This is a genomic window from Peribacillus sp. NPDC101481 (assembly GCF_044767165.1).
In the GTDB taxonomy this organism is placed as follows: domain Bacteria; phylum Bacillota; class Bacilli; order Bacillales; family DSM-1321; genus Peribacillus.
In genome coordinates this window covers 961538-976077 of record NZ_JBIWNJ010000001.1, presented here as the reverse complement: position 1 = coordinate 976077, position 14540 = coordinate 961538, and the positions used below count along the sequence as shown (strand labels likewise).

Annotated in this window: 12 protein-coding genes; 11 read left to right on the top strand and 1 reads right to left on the bottom strand. The window is 41.2% G+C overall.

Features of this window, described 5'->3' with window-relative positions; all coding sequences use genetic code 11:
• The first annotated feature begins 1 nt into the window (after position 1).
• The 7 genes from ACIROD_RS04640 (at position 2) to ACIROD_RS04610 (ending at position 7952) form a co-directional block, all read left to right on the top strand.
• A complete protein-coding gene (locus tag ACIROD_RS04640; RefSeq protein WP_402938347.1) occupies positions 2-829 on the top strand; it encodes a TlyA family RNA methyltransferase in 828 nt (275 codons plus the stop codon).
• 329 nt (positions 830-1158) lie between these two features.
• A complete protein-coding gene (ahrC, locus tag ACIROD_RS04635; RefSeq protein ID WP_034308279.1) occupies positions 1159-1608 on the top strand; it encodes a transcriptional regulator AhrC/ArgR in 450 nt (149 codons plus the stop codon).
• A gap of 22 nt (positions 1609-1630) precedes the next feature.
• Positions 1631-3346 carry a DNA repair protein RecN gene (gene recN / locus ACIROD_RS04630; RefSeq protein WP_101222523.1) on the top strand — a complete coding sequence of 572 codons (1716 nt, stop codon included), beginning with the start codon at positions 1631-1633 and terminating at the stop codon, positions 3344-3346.
• Between the two features lie 161 nt (positions 3347-3507).
• Positions 3508-4800, top strand: coding sequence for a SpoIVB peptidase (gene spoIVB / locus ACIROD_RS04625; protein WP_402938343.1), 1293 nt, complete (start codon positions 3508-3510; stop codon positions 4798-4800).
• A 329-nt stretch (positions 4801-5129) separates the two neighbouring features.
• Complete coding sequence (gene spo0A, locus ACIROD_RS04620) at positions 5130-5921, top strand: sporulation transcription factor Spo0A (RefSeq protein WP_402938340.1); 792 nt, start codon at positions 5130-5132, stop codon at positions 5919-5921.
• A gap of 1015 nt (positions 5922-6936) precedes the next feature.
• Positions 6937-7146, top strand: coding sequence for a hypothetical protein (locus ACIROD_RS04615; protein ID WP_230176998.1), 210 nt, complete (start codon positions 6937-6939; stop codon positions 7144-7146).
• A gap of 71 nt (positions 7147-7217) precedes the next feature.
• On the top strand, positions 7218-7952 hold the full coding sequence (locus ACIROD_RS04610) for a glycerophosphodiester phosphodiesterase (protein WP_402938336.1): 735 nt from the start codon (positions 7218-7220) through the stop codon (positions 7950-7952).
• Positions 7953-7996: 44 nt separating this feature from the next.
• Here the strand turns inward: ACIROD_RS04610 and ACIROD_RS04605 are convergent, their stop codons facing one another.
• A complete protein-coding gene (locus ACIROD_RS04605; RefSeq protein ID WP_101222519.1) occupies positions 7997-8233 on the bottom strand; it encodes a DUF2627 domain-containing protein in 237 nt (78 codons plus the stop codon).
• Between the two features lie 204 nt (positions 8234-8437).
• Between ACIROD_RS04605 and ACIROD_RS04600 the strand changes: the two genes are divergently transcribed.
• The 4 genes from ACIROD_RS04600 to ACIROD_RS04585 all read left to right on the top strand — a co-directional run bounded on the left by ACIROD_RS04600 (position 8438) and on the right by ACIROD_RS04585 (position 14533).
• The gene (locus tag ACIROD_RS04600; RefSeq protein WP_402938334.1) at positions 8438-10495 is read left to right on the top strand and encodes a sigma 54-interacting transcriptional regulator; all 2058 of its coding nucleotides are present in this window, start codon (positions 8438-8440) and stop codon (positions 10493-10495) included.
• 367 nt (positions 10496-10862) lie between these two features.
• Entirely contained in the window at positions 10863-11960 is a 1098-nt protein-coding gene (gene bcd, locus ACIROD_RS04595) for a branched-chain amino acid dehydrogenase (protein ID WP_101222517.1), read from the top strand.
• Between the two features lie 131 nt (positions 11961-12091).
• Complete coding sequence (gene lpdA, locus ACIROD_RS04590; protein ID WP_402938331.1) at positions 12092-13513, top strand: dihydrolipoyl dehydrogenase; 1422 nt, start codon at positions 12092-12094, stop codon at positions 13511-13513.
• A 24-nt stretch (positions 13514-13537) separates the two neighbouring features.
• On the top strand, positions 13538-14533 hold the full coding sequence (locus ACIROD_RS04585; RefSeq protein ID WP_101222515.1) for a thiamine pyrophosphate-dependent dehydrogenase E1 component subunit alpha: 996 nt from the start codon (positions 13538-13540) through the stop codon (positions 14531-14533).
• Positions 14534-14540: the final 7 nt, after the last annotated feature.

The window sequence follows — 14540 nt, the reverse complement described above, 5'->3', positions numbered from 1 at the left end:
TATGAAAGTGATGAAAGAAAGAGTAGATGTATTACTTGTAGAACAAGGCTTGGCCGATACACGTGAAAAAGCGAAGCGTATGGTCATGGCAGGCCTTGTTTACGCGAATGAAGAAAGGTACGAAAAACCGGGGGAAAAAGTGCCGGTCGATCTCGAATTCACGATCAAAGGAAAAGTCATGCCTTACGTTTCAAGAGGCGGTCTTAAACTTGAGAAGGCATTAAGGGAATTCGATTTACAAGTGAATGGAAAAGTACTGCTTGATATCGGTTCATCGACTGGTGGGTTCACGGATTGTGCGTTGCAAAATGGCGCTCTCATGTCATATGCGCTTGATGTGGGCTATAATCAACTTGCCTGGAAGCTTAGGCAGGATGAGCGGGTTAAGGTAATGGAACGAACCAATTTCCGTTATGTTACACCCGCCGATCTCGATGGGGAGATGCCAAACTTTGCAAGCATTGATGTTTCTTTCATCTCGCTTACGTTAATTTTACCTGTGCTAAAGACCTTGCTCGTCCCGAATAGTGATGTCGTTGCATTGGTTAAACCGCAATTCGAAGCTGGAAAGGATCAAGTGGGTAAAAAGGGGATTGTTCGCGATCCCAAAATTCATAAACAAGTATTGGATAAGATCATTTCTTTTTCTATAAAGGAAGGCTATGATATTAAGGATGCCTCCTTCTCACCGATTACAGGCGGTGATGGGAATATTGAATTCTTACTTCATTTACACTGGCAAGGGTCGAAGGATGATGGAGCGATATTGCTTTCGAAAACGGTTGATGACATCGTTGGAGATGCCCATGCACAATTTAAAAAAGAATAGTTAGAACTTGTATGGGCTCCTTTGGCTGAATGGTTGGCTAAAGGAGCTTTTTACCTTTACATTGTGGTCATCCCATTGAATCATTTAAGGGTGCATACATAAAATAGGTACGTACAAAAAATAGACTTGTATTCATTTTTAGAGAAAAAGTTGTACAATTGCATAAAAATCCGATAACATTAATATTAGCCACTTTCTAAAGCGGCCTATTTGCACGTACTGAAAATAACGAAGCAATCCCATATTGGGGCAGCTTGCTTAAGTGAAAAATGAAAGTGATACCAATTACCATTAATATGAGCAACAGTTGAGAAGAGGTGCTTCTACTTATGAATAAAGGACAACGACATATAAAAATAAGGGACATCATAACGAATAATGATATCGAAACCCAGGATGAGTTAGTTGAAGAATTGAAATTAGCTGGATACAATGTAACTCAAGCCACTGTTTCAAGGGATATTAAAGAGCTTCACCTTGTAAAGGTTCCATTGACGGATGGAAGGTATAAATACAGTCTGCCGGCCGACCAGCGCTTCAATCCACTTCAAAAATTAAAGAGAATCCTTGTCGATGCATTTGTACGCATTGACTCAGCCAACAATTTACTGGTTATGAAGATGCTCCCAGGTAATGCCCAGGCAATCTGCGCATTGATTGATAATTTAAATTGGCAAGAAATACTCGGGACGATCGGCGGCGACGATACTTGTTTGATTATCTGCCGTTCTGAGGAAGATGCAAAGATCATTTCCGGCAAATTCTTGGACATGCTCTAATAATGTTGTGAGGTGACCTAGTTTGTTAACAGAACTATCGATTAGGAATTTTGCGATCATAGACAGCCTGTCCGTTTCATTTGAGAAAGGCTTGACGGTCTTGACAGGAGAAACAGGGGCAGGGAAGTCAATCATAATAGATGCCGTTCATCTTTTGGTTGGTGGACGTGGTTCAGCAGAGTTCATTCGGCATGGAGAGTCTAAGGCCGAAATAGAAGGATTATTCCAAATTGAAGATGAAAAACACCCGGTCTTTGCCAAAGCGGAAGAGTTTGGCCTGGATATGAATGATGGGATGGCGATACTTCGAAGGGACATCTCACAAAGCGGCAAAAGCGTTTGCAGGGTGAATGGTAAGCTTGTAACGATTTCCACTTTACGCGAGATAGGCCGGACATTGATAGATATCCATGGTCAGCATGAGCATCAGGAATTAATGGATGAACGACTCCATCTTCCACTGCTCGATCAATTCGGCGGTGAAAAAATCGCATCTGCGCTCACTGAATACCAAAAGCTATTTAAACGTTATGAAACCGCTTCTAAACAATTGAATGGCTTGAGCCAAAATGAACAGCAAATGGTCCATCGCCTTGATTTGATCCAATTTCAATTCGATGAAATCCAAAAAGCTGATTTGAAGTTACGCGAAGATGAAGAATTGATGGAAGAGCGGAAGAAAATTAATAATTTCGAAAAAATTCATGAAGCGCTGCAAACCAGTTATAATGCTTTAAATGGTGAGCAGCATGCAATTGATTGGCTTTCCGTAGCCATGAATAATTTAGAGGAAGCGGCAGGGCTTGATGAGGGTTTAAAGAATAGCTCTGAAACCGTTTCAAATAGCTACTTCCTGCTTGAAGAGGCCGTGTCAAACATCCGAGACCAATTAGACTCCTTGGATTATGATACAGAACGTGTGGAATTCATTGAAGGCCGCCTTAATGAAATAAATCAATTAAAGCGGAAATACGGGCGGACCATCGAGGAAATCCTGGAATATGGAGCCGCTATAGAAGAAGAAGTCGAAAAACTGCAAAATAGGGAAACCCATATAGCGAAGCTCGAAAAGGAAATGAAATCCATCAAGGCAGATTTAATTGTCGAAGCAAAAAATCTTTCTGAACTTCGCCAGAAATTCGCTCAGCAGTTAACCAAAAAGATCCATCAGGAATTAAAAGATTTATACATGGAAAAGACAATTTTCGAACCACATTTCCTTCAAACGGCTTATACTTTCGATGAATTGTCAGATAGGGGCATTAATCAGTCAGGTCTGGATTCAATGGAATTTTATATTTCCACCAATCCAGGTGAACCGTTAAAACCTCTTTCCAAAATCGCATCTGGGGGAGAACTGTCGAGGATCATGCTGGCTTTGAAAAGCATTTTCTCCAAGCATCAAGGCATAACATCCATTATATTTGATGAAGTTGACACAGGTGTGAGCGGACGGGTTGCACAATCCATTGCCGAAAAGATCTATAAAGTGGCAACTGGATCACAAGTATTGTGCATATCCCATTTGCCACAAGTGGCCGCTATGGCGGATACCCATCTTTTTATAGCGAAAAATGTAAGGGCCGGACGCACGAATACCTCGGTCAAGCCGCTAATTGAAACCGAAAAAGTAAAAGAAATCGGCAGGATGATTTCAGGAGTCGAGATAACGGATTTGACGAAGCAGCATGCCAATGAATTAATCCAGCTGGCCAAAAGGCTGAAGATTACATCATGAAGGGCCAGTAAGAACATTATTTAAACTTATCATAAGCATTCATTGTAAAGCTATCCAAAAACGGATAGCTTTTATTTTTTGCACCTGTTATAAATGATTGTCATGAGGGCTAAATTAAAGGTGTAGCCATAAAGTTTCAGAGAGCGAGGAGAGTGAATGGATTGAAATTTATATGGATAAACAGGATCATCGGTGGAATTCTCCTTGTTTCGCTATTAACATTAGGGTTATACCAGCCATCTCGTGAATATTTTTTAATTCCAAATCATCTTGTACTATTTGAAGGAAGTCAATATAGTATTTCCAAATCATTGCCTGTTACTGCAAAAACTTCGGGATCCAGTGATGGAATTTCGCTTCATGATGAACAAGCCTCGATTACACTTGGTGCTGAGAAACCAGGTACGAATGAAGTGTTACTCGATGTAGCAGGCTTACCTGCCAAAAAGGTCGACATCAGGGTGTTAAAAGACTTTAAGGTCATGCCTGGAGGCCAATCCATTGGAGTAAAGCTTAATACTCTTGGGGTTCTCGTAGTAGGTCATCATCTTATTGATACTGCGCAGGGGAAAAAATCACCGGGAGAAAAAGCAAAAATTCAAATCGGTGATATTATTACAGAAATCAATGGTCAGACGATAAAGAAGATGGGGGATGTAACCCCTTTTGTTCAGCAGGCAGGTGAAAAGGGTGAGGCGTTGAATCTTGTCATTAACCGTGATAATGAAGTGCTTCACAGTACCCTATTACCTCTAAAAGATAAGAATGAAGGAACTTACAAATTGGGTTTGTATATCCGTGATTCGGCAGCTGGCATCGGAACGATGACGTTTTATCACCCGGATTCGAAAAAATACGGGGCTTTGGGACATGTCATATCCGATATGGATACAAAGAAGCCGATTGTTGTCAAGGACGGACAGATTGTTCAATCGACGGTCACATCCATCGAAAAGGGAAGCAATGGTGATCCGGGAGAAAAACTTGCACGCTTTTCTTCCAATAAAGAAAAAATAGGAAATATCAATCGCAATAGTCCCTTTGGAATTTTTGGGAAGTTAAATCAAGATTTTAAAAATGGAATTAACGATAAGCCACTCCCCATCACCCTTTCCCATGAGGTAAAGGAAGGACCAGCAAAAATCCTTACAGTGGTGGATGGTTCTGAAGTGGAGGAATTCGATGTTGAAATCGTCAGTTCCATACCACAGAAGTTCCCCGCAATTAAGGGAATGGTCTTAAAAGTGACGGATAAGGAATTGCTACAAAAAACGGGTGGGATCGTTCAAGGTATGAGCGGCAGTCCTATCATACAAAATGGGAAATTAATCGGTGCAGTCACCCATGTATTCGTTAATGATCCTACAAGTGGGTATGGAGTCCATATCGAATGGATGTTAAACGAAGCCGGTATTAATATATACGACAAAGATAATTATGAAAAGGCAAGCTAAGAATCCGGGTATCCTTTTGGATGCCCCTTTTTAATGGAAAGTTATGAATAGCATAGATTTTGGGTAGGAATTAAATTGATTTCTTCAAAAAATAGAGGTTTTTTTGAAACGATGTGATAAAATGATAACGAAATGAAGATTTTTCGACAATCGCTTTATTCGAATAGCAAACGAAGTCGAAAACAAGAGATATCCGGAGAATAATATTGAATTCCTTATATTTTTTCAAAAATAAAAGGAATTTAGTTTCCATTGTCGAAAAGTTCAATTACAATAGAATTTAGTCATATAGAAAAAAAGACCAATTGTAGTTGAGGAGGAAATCAAGCGTGAAAAAAATTAAGGTGTGCGTTGTAGATGATAATAGAGAACTTGTTGGCCTTCTGGAAGAATACATTTCTGCACAGGATGACATGGAAGTAATTGGGGTGGCACATAACGGTCAAGATTGCCTGGGTATGCTTGAAAGCGTTGACCCGGATATATTGATCCTCGATATTATCATGCCTCATTTAGATGGGTTAGGTGTGCTAGAAAAACTTCGTGAAGTAAAACGGGGTGCCATGCCTAATGTGATTATGCTTACTGCCTTTGGTCAAGAAGATGTAACGAAAAAAGCTGTTGATTTGGGTGCGTCTTACTTTATCCTGAAGCCATTTGATATGGAAAATCTGGCCAATCACATACGTCAGGTAAGCAGTAAAGGTCAGGCAGTTTTAAAAAATCATAGTCAGTTTAGCTATCGTCCCCAAAATGAATCCAAGCCGAAGAACCTCGATGCCAGCATCACAAGCATCATTCATGAGATTGGAGTCCCTGCACATATAAAGGGCTATTTGTATTTAAGGGAAGCCATATCCATGGTATATAATGATATTGAACTATTGGGTTCCATCACCAAAGTTTTATATCCGGATATCGCAAAAAAATACAATACTACGGCGAGCCGTGTTGAACGTGCTATCAGTCATGCGATTGAAGTGGCCTGGAGCCGTGGCAATATAGAATCCATTTCATCCCTTTTCGGATATACCGTAAGCATGACTAAGGCAAAACCTACAAATTCCGAATTCATTGCCATGGTTGCTGATAAGCTGCGTCTCGAACACAAAGCTTCTTGACAAGTGTAGGATCGTTGATTTGACGGCAATTTGGACGGGAATTTAACCGTGAATTTATCGCTAATCCGATAAACTTTCCGGTGGAATATCAATAAAGACTGATCGTATTTTGCGGATAAACGGCATCGTTACGAGTCAGTATATAGGAAAATTCCGCAGTCGTCCAAACTGGGCGGCTATTATTTTTGTATAGGGGCCTGGTATTTATGTCAATCCGTATCGATTGAAAGAATGACGTCATGACCATCGTATGACCCGAACGGAATTTGCGCAATTATAGGGCTAAGCGTATATCAGTATAACCGCTACGAAAAAGAGGCCAGTGAACCTTTTTAACAATGCAAAGCTCATTAGTGAAAGGAAATCACGGTCAATCAAATATTTTATAGGGAAGAGTCATGACGTCCATTGTTGGGCGTTTTTTTTATGATTTCTACTTGCCGACTTCGTTTGTAAATTTATAAGGTCAGGCATCTTTATACGCACATTTTCAAACACTCGACTATGTGCATTGCAACACAGTTGGAAAATAGTTGCGTAATAATGTCGGTTATTTTACCTTTCGATTCCGTAACAGATTCAACTCAGTTAATAAAGTGGACTTAAACGAGTGATAAAGCTGGTGTAATGGGAATCCGGAAACCTGTTAGAAAAGGACCGGAGGGGAGAAATGTTTAAAAAAGTAGAAGAAGCTCGTTAAAAAAGAAGCATAGTTTAATCTTAAGTTATAAAGTTCAGAGGCGCAAAACATATTGGAGGTTTTCCATTTTGGACAATCTTTTTTTGTATACTATTGAAACGGATATTAAACTAAATTTATGATATTTTTTGGTAAAATTTCTTTCAGGTTATTTATAGACGCTGATTGAGGAATTGGGAAGACAAAATATGTTTCAATAATAATGAAACTTGAATCAATAATGAAAAGCTTGAAGTTTATCAAACGCCTCTTGGAGAATTGACTTGTGAGCAAAATTTTCAATATGAACAAACTGGAAATCAATACGAGAGGTTGATGGTTCAAATATATATATTGGATGAAAAACGGAAGTCAATCATGGATATGCTTGAATCAAAAGGGGGAGGGGAAATTACGATTGGTCAAATGGCTTTTCCGGATGCTTGCTTGCAAATCAAAAGCATGCAAAAAAAATTGAGTGATTTGACGAAAGGAACCTTCTATGCAGAAAATAATCAACTGCATTTTATTAAAGTATTGAACTAGATGAAAATAATTTGCTGTTTCTGTTCATAACATTGGGATATAACCATTATTGAGAGAGGCGGCGTTTCTCCATGACCTTAATCTTTGCACATCGAGGCTCAGCAGGAACACATCCGGAAAATACGATGTCGGCGTTCAAAGAAGCTGCCCGTGTCGGGGCGGACGGTATTGAAACGGATGTCCAGCTCTCAAAAGATGGGGAAGTGGTCATCATTCACGATGAAAAGCTCGATCGGACCACGAATGCCTCGGGATATGTAAAAGACAGGACCTTGAAGGAGTTGAAAAACCTTAATGCTTCTTCAAACTATATTGGTAAATTGGGTAAAGAAAAGATTCCGACACTTGAAGAACTATTCATTTGGCTTGACGATAATCAGCTTTTTTGCAACATTGAGTTAAAAAATACACTTTTTATGTATCCAGGCTTAGAAGAGAAAGTCATCCGACTCATCCGTACTTACGATATGGAGGAAAGGATTATCCTTTCTTCTTTCAATCATTATAGCTTGGTCAATTGCCATCAATTGGCACCTGAATTGGAAACCGCACCGCTTTATAGGGATGGTCTATACATGCCTTGGATATATGCCAAGGCAATAGGAGGAAGTGCAATCCATCCAAATATCCGGGTTGTCCCTGATGCGCTCATTCAAACATCTGTGAGTATGGGTGTTCCTGTACGGCCATATACCATTAATAAAGAAGCCGAGATGAAGAGGCTATTCAAATTGGGGTGCAGCGGCATCATAACCGATTTTCCCGAGGCAGCCGTACGGGTCAGGGAAGGATTGAAATCAAGATAAAGAAAGAAGGTGCCATATTGATACATGGCACCTTCTTTTTGCGTTTAAAATTTATTGAACCTGCTTTGGACCTTATTTTGTTTTCGATCTCGATGAAGGACGAAGCCGGCGATGAAGGCTATTCCGCCAATCGTAATGAGTAGTCCTATTAAAAATTGCAGCCAAAGGACTGGATAGGGAGGCTGTAGAATACCGAACACCATGTCCCTCATTATTTTTATGCCATAGGCAGCAAAGGCACCGGGTATAAAAAGAATCAAAAAAGCGATTAAACGTTTCATGCAGTCAAATCCCTTCCGAAAATTCCGTCTTTAAAAAATGATAAAGGATATAAATTATTTGTCAAGTTTCGGGAATATAGATAATGACTGGGAGTTGGTGGCTGTTTTTAAAGGGGGCCGATATGGTAAAATGGTGTGAAGTATGAAAAAAATTGCATAGATTGATCTAATAAAAGGGTAATTATATCTTAAGGGGGATGGCTCATGCAAAAGGTCATGATAGTAGGGGGAGGAGTGGGAGGGACAACCGTGTTGAAACTCCTATCGGAAAGTGAAGTATTCTCCATTGTTTGTATGGCTGATACGAATGAATCCGCTGAAGGGATGCTTGCTGCAAAGGAACGAGGGATCCCTTCAGTGACTAATTGGAGCCTGGGATTGGAGCGGGATTTGGACATCATTTTTGATACGACCGGAGACCCGTCTGTCTATAAAAAGATAAAAAGGGACATGGACGAACAAACGATTCTCATTCCTGGAAGTGTCGCCCTCATTATGACTAAGTTGTTTGAAGAGAAAAATCGTTTAATAAGTAAATTGGAGAATACCTCGGCAAAAATGGACTTGATTCTTAATACGACCAGTGAAGGGATGGTGGTGATTGATCATGGAGGATTTATCATCATGTTCAATGATAGTGCTGAACGAGCAACTGACACAAAGCGCGAGGATGTGATAGGCAGACATATCAAAGATTTCATCCCTTCAACTGGATTGCTGCGAGTGATGCAAACAAACCAAAAAGAAGTGAATCAGGAAATCACCCTTAGCAATGGAATGGAACTCATAACGACAAGGATACCTCTTGTGAATGCCGATAAGAAAATCATAGGGGCTTTTTCAGTGTTTAGGAATAAAACGGAAGCTGTACAATTGGCGGAGCAGATCACCGATTTAAAAGAGATACAGACGATGCTTCAGGCGATCATTCAATCCAGTGATGAAGCCATATCCGTTGTGGATGATCAAGGCAGGGGGCTTTTGATCAATCCGGCATATACAAGAATCACGGGATTAACAAAGACCCAAGTGATCGGTAAGCCGGCTTCCATTGATATTTATGAAGGTGAAAGTATGCATATGAAAGTACTTCAGACAAAAAAGCCTGTTCGGGGTGTCAATATGCGTGTCGGCCCAAAACATAAGGAAGTGATCGTGAATGTTGCTCCAATCATTGTGGACGGGTGCCTGAAAGGGAGCGTTGGCGTCATTCATGATGTATCGGAAATTCAAGCCCTGACCCACGAACTGAATCGGGCAAGACAGATCATCCGGACATTGCAGGCTAAATATTCCTTTGATGATATAATCGGGGCTTCCGAAGAGATGAAGCTTCCCATTGAACAGGCGAAATTATCGGCAAGAACACCTGCTACTGTCTTATTAAGAGGGGAATCAGGGACTGGCAAAGAGTTATTTGCACATGCCATCCATAATGCGAGCGATAGGAAATTCAATAAATTCGTTCGTGTAAATTGTGCGGCCATCTCGGAATCATTACTTGAAAGTGAACTGTTCGGTTATGATGAAGGAGCATTTACAGGAGCAAATAGGGGCGGAAAGGTCGGTTTTTTTGAAGAGGCAAATCAAGGGAGTATCTTTTTGGACGAAATTGGTGAATTACCAGCCAACATCCAAGCTAAGTTACTTCGAGTTTTACAAGAAAAGGAAATCGTCAGAGTGGGGGGGACGAAGCCGATTCCCATCAATGTCCGGGTCATAGCCGCTACGAATATCAATCTCGAAGAGGCAATCGCAAACGGATCATTCAGGGAAGACTTATATTTCAGGCTGAACCGCATGCCTATTTTCATTGCTCCATTAAGAAAGAGAAAAGAGGATTTGAGAGAATTGGCGGAGCATTTGATTAATAAAATCAATCAGGAGTATGGACGAAGCATAGAGGGAATTACAGCAGCAGCTATACATAAAATGCAAATCTACAACTGGCCAGGTAATGTTAGGGAACTGGAAAATATCTTAGGACGGGCAATCATTTTCATGAAATTGAACGAGACGATCATTGATATACAGCATATTCCGGATTTTATCGAAGAGATTCCAGTAAAGCAAGAGAAATTATTAATGAACCCTTCTGGCTACGTATCGGGGAAACCGCTCTCGGAGATAATAGACCAGTATGAAGCCGATATCATTCAGCAAGCGTTCCATACCCACAAGGGAAATAAAACACTTACGGCAAAAGCTCTTGGGATATCTGTCAGAAATCTATATTACAAAATGGAAAAACTAAAACTGTGAAATTTTTTGCACGCAAGTAATTGCGCACTATGAAAAAAACTGCACGGAATTTTCTGATTTATTTTAATTTAAGCGAGACTCCACTTCTAACATGAAATTTTTTTCAATTTGTTATAGGCTATAGTTGCCAACATATAAACCAGCATCTCCTTATTTTGGATAAAAACGCTCTCATTATGTATTTTATTGGCATGTTATTTGCATATTTAAAGGTGTATGGATTTTTCAAGGGAACCATTCCCCATAGGGAAAATATCATGTGAGTAGCGGATTTTATTTAAAATGAACGTGGGAACAAGTAGGAATGAGGAGAAATTCAGTGTCCTCATATCTGACATGTATTAAAACATCTAGGGAGGATTCCTTTATGGAAATTTTTAAATATCTTGAGAAGTATGATTACGAGCAATTGCTATTCTGTCAGGACAAACAATCGGGTTTGAAAGCGATTATTGCCATTCATGATACAACATTAGGGCCTGCGCTTGGAGGCACAAGGATGTGGACGTATGCATCTGAAGAAGATGCCATTGAAGATGCCTTAAGGCTTTCGAGAGGAATGACATATAAGAACGCCGCTGCAGGTTTGAATTTAGGCGGGGGGAAGACCGTCATCATCGGCGACCCGCGTAAGGATAAAAATGAAGAGATGTTCCGTGCATTCGGAAGATATATCCAAGGGCTGAATGGGCGTTATATAACAGCTGAAGATGTAGGTACAACGGTTGAGGATATGGATCTCATTCATGAGGAGACGGATTTTGTCACTGGGATTTCCCCTGCATTCGGTTCTTCGGGTAATCCTTCCCCTGTAACTGCATATGGGGTATACCGAGGTATGAAGGCTGCTGCAAAAGAGGCATTCGGAACTGATTCTTTAGAAGGTAAGGTGGTTGCGGTCCAAGGCGTCGGGAATGTTTCTTATAATTTATGCCGTCACCTTCATGAGGAGGGCGCCAAGCTGATCGTTACGGATATCAATAAAGAAAGCGTGGCCCGTGCGGTTGAGTCCTTTGGGGCGTCCGCAGTTAATCCAGATGAAATTTATGGAGTCGACTGTGATATCTATGCACCGTGTGCTTTAGGGGCTGTCATAAATGATCAAACAATCAATCAAATCAAGGCGAAGGTCATTGCAGGTGCGGCCAATAATCAGTTAAAAGAAACTGTTCATGGCGATCAAATTCATGAAAAAGGTATTATATACGCCCCTGATTATGTTATTAATGCAGGTGGAGTCATAAACGTGGCCGATGAGCTTTTAGGGTATAATCGGGAAAGAGCCCTTAAGAAAGTGGAAACGGTTTATGATACAATTGAAAGAGTCATCGAGATTGCAAAACGTGATCAAATCCCAACTTATAAAGCCGCGGATAGGATGGCAGAGGAGCGAATTGCTCGCATGAGGAATTCAAGGAGCCAATTCCTGCAAAATGAAAAACATATCTTGAATGGAAGAAAATGAATGTAGTTTTACAAGATTAGATTCCTGTGTTTTTTTTAATAAACACAGGAATTTTCAACATGGATAACGTAATAAACATAGGACAAGTAAAAATGGTGACAAACTGTATGTATTTGTGAGGAGGAGTGGTTTTGGCTGAAGAATTTGACCTCGTTATCCTCGGAGGAGGAACAGGCGGGTATGTGGCGGCAATAAGGGCTGCTCAATTAGGATTGAAAACGGCTGTCGTGGAGAAAGGCAAGCTCGGCGGAACGTGTCTACATAAAGGCTGTATCCCTTCGAAAGCACTTTTAAGGAGTGCGGAAGTTTATCAGACTGCAGTGAAAAGTGAGGAATTCGGTATTGTTACCGGGGATGTAAAGGTGAATTTCCTTAAGGTGCAGGAAAGAAAGAATAAAGTGGTCGATCAACTCTATAAAGGTGTTCAGCACTTGATGAAACAAGGAAAGATAACGGTTTATGAAGGGTTAGGGCGTATACTGGGTCCTTCTATATTTTCACCGATGCCTGGGACAATTTCCGTGGAAATGAATGATGGCAGTGAAAATGAAATGCTCATTCCCCAGAATGTCATCATTGCAACGGGTTCGCGTCCGAAGACACTTCCCGGTTTAGCGATTGATGGGGAATTGGTGCTTACATCGGATGAAGCTCTAAAGCTTGAGAGCCTGCCAAAATCAATGATTATTGTAGGCGGTGGAGTTATCGGCATTGAATGGGCTTCGATGCTTAATGATTTTGGTGTGGAAGTGACAGTACTCGAATATGCAGATAGAATCATCCCGACTGAAGACCATGATATTTCCAGTGAAATGCTTCGTCTCCTAACGAAAAAAGGCGTCAAGTTCGTTACAGGTGCCAAGGTATTGCCTGAAACCCTGAAAACGGATGCTTCAGTATCCATTTCTGCTGAAGTCAAAGGTTCGGTAGAGGAATTCACAGCTGAAAAAATGTTGGTGTCCGTAGGCAGATCAGCAAATGTTGAAGGGATTGGCCTTGAAAATACGGAAATTGTGAAAGAAAAAGGTTTTATTGAAACCAATGACTTCTTCCAAACGAAGGAATCACATATTTATGCGATCGGTGATTGTATCGGCGGTCTGCAATTGGCTCACGTTGCCTCCCATGAAGGCATTACGGCCGTTGAACATATCGCAGGCCAAAAACCGGAACGGCTGGATTATTCGCTCATTTCAAAATGTGTGTATTCAAGCCCTGAAGCTGCAAGTGTCGGTTTGACGGAAGAACAGGCAAACAAGGAAGGCTTTGATCTTAAAATTGGGAAATTCCCATTCCGTGCAGTTGGTAAGGCCCTTGTTTTCGGGGAAGCGGATGGTTTTGTCAAAATCATCGCCGATAAGAAAACGGATGATATACTGGGCGTTCATATGATCGGGCCACATGTTACGGATATGATTTCTGAAGCGGGACTTGCGAAAGTGCTTGATGCGACACCTTGGGAGATAGGCAAAACAATCCATCCGCACCCAAGTCTTTCTGAAGCAATCGGAGAGGCGGCCCTTGCTGTCGATGGACGTGCCATACATTCTTAAAGAATAAGGTCAGGAGGTTTTATGATGGTAGAAAAACGTCATGAACAATTAGGCTTAAATGAGGAAACGGTTTTAGATATGTACCGGACAATGCTTTTGTCCCGCAGAATTGATGAGCGCATGTGGCTTTTAAACCGATCCGGGAAAATTCCCTTCGTGATTTCCTGCCAGGGGCAAGAAGCTGCACAGGTTGGGGCAGCGTTTGCGCTAGATCGGCAAAAGGATTATGTACTGCCTTATTATCGGGATGTAGGTGTGGTACTTACCTTCGGAATGACCGCTAAAGACTTGATGCTTTCCGGTTTCGCCAAAGAGGAAGATCCCAATTCCGGCGGGCGCCAGATGCCTGGTCATTTCGGTCAAAAGAAAAATAGGATTGTCACTGGATCATCACCTGTAACGACACAGGTCCCGCATGCTGTTGGAATTGCCCTTGCAGGGAAGATGGAAGGTAAGGATTTGGTAACATTCGTAACGTTTGGGGAAGGTTCATCCAATCAGGGCGATTTTCATGAAGGGGCCAACTTTGCAGGTGTGCATAAGCTACCGGTCATTTTCATGTGTGAAAATAATAAATATGCGATTTCCGTTCCTATTTCGAAACAGCTATCGTGTGAAAATGTTTCCGACAGGGCGATTGGCTATGGGATGCCTGGAATAACGGTGGATGGCAATGATCCGTTGGAAGTGTATGCAGCGGTGAAAGAAGCGGCTGACCGTGCACGAAGGGGAGAAGGTCCTACACTGGTAGAAACCGTTTCATACAGGCTCACACCTCATTCAAGTGATGATGATGACCGAAGCTACCGGACGGCGGACGAAGTGGCCGAAGCCAAAACGAAGGATTCCATAATGACATTTGGAGCGTATTTAAAAGAAGTGGGAATCATGGATGATGACCTAGAGAAACAAATGAATGATGAAGTCATGAAGATAGTCAACGAAGCAACCGATTATGCTGAAAATGCTCCATATCCGAAGGCTGAAAGTGCTATGAATCATGTGTATGCACAAAAGTAAGGGGGTA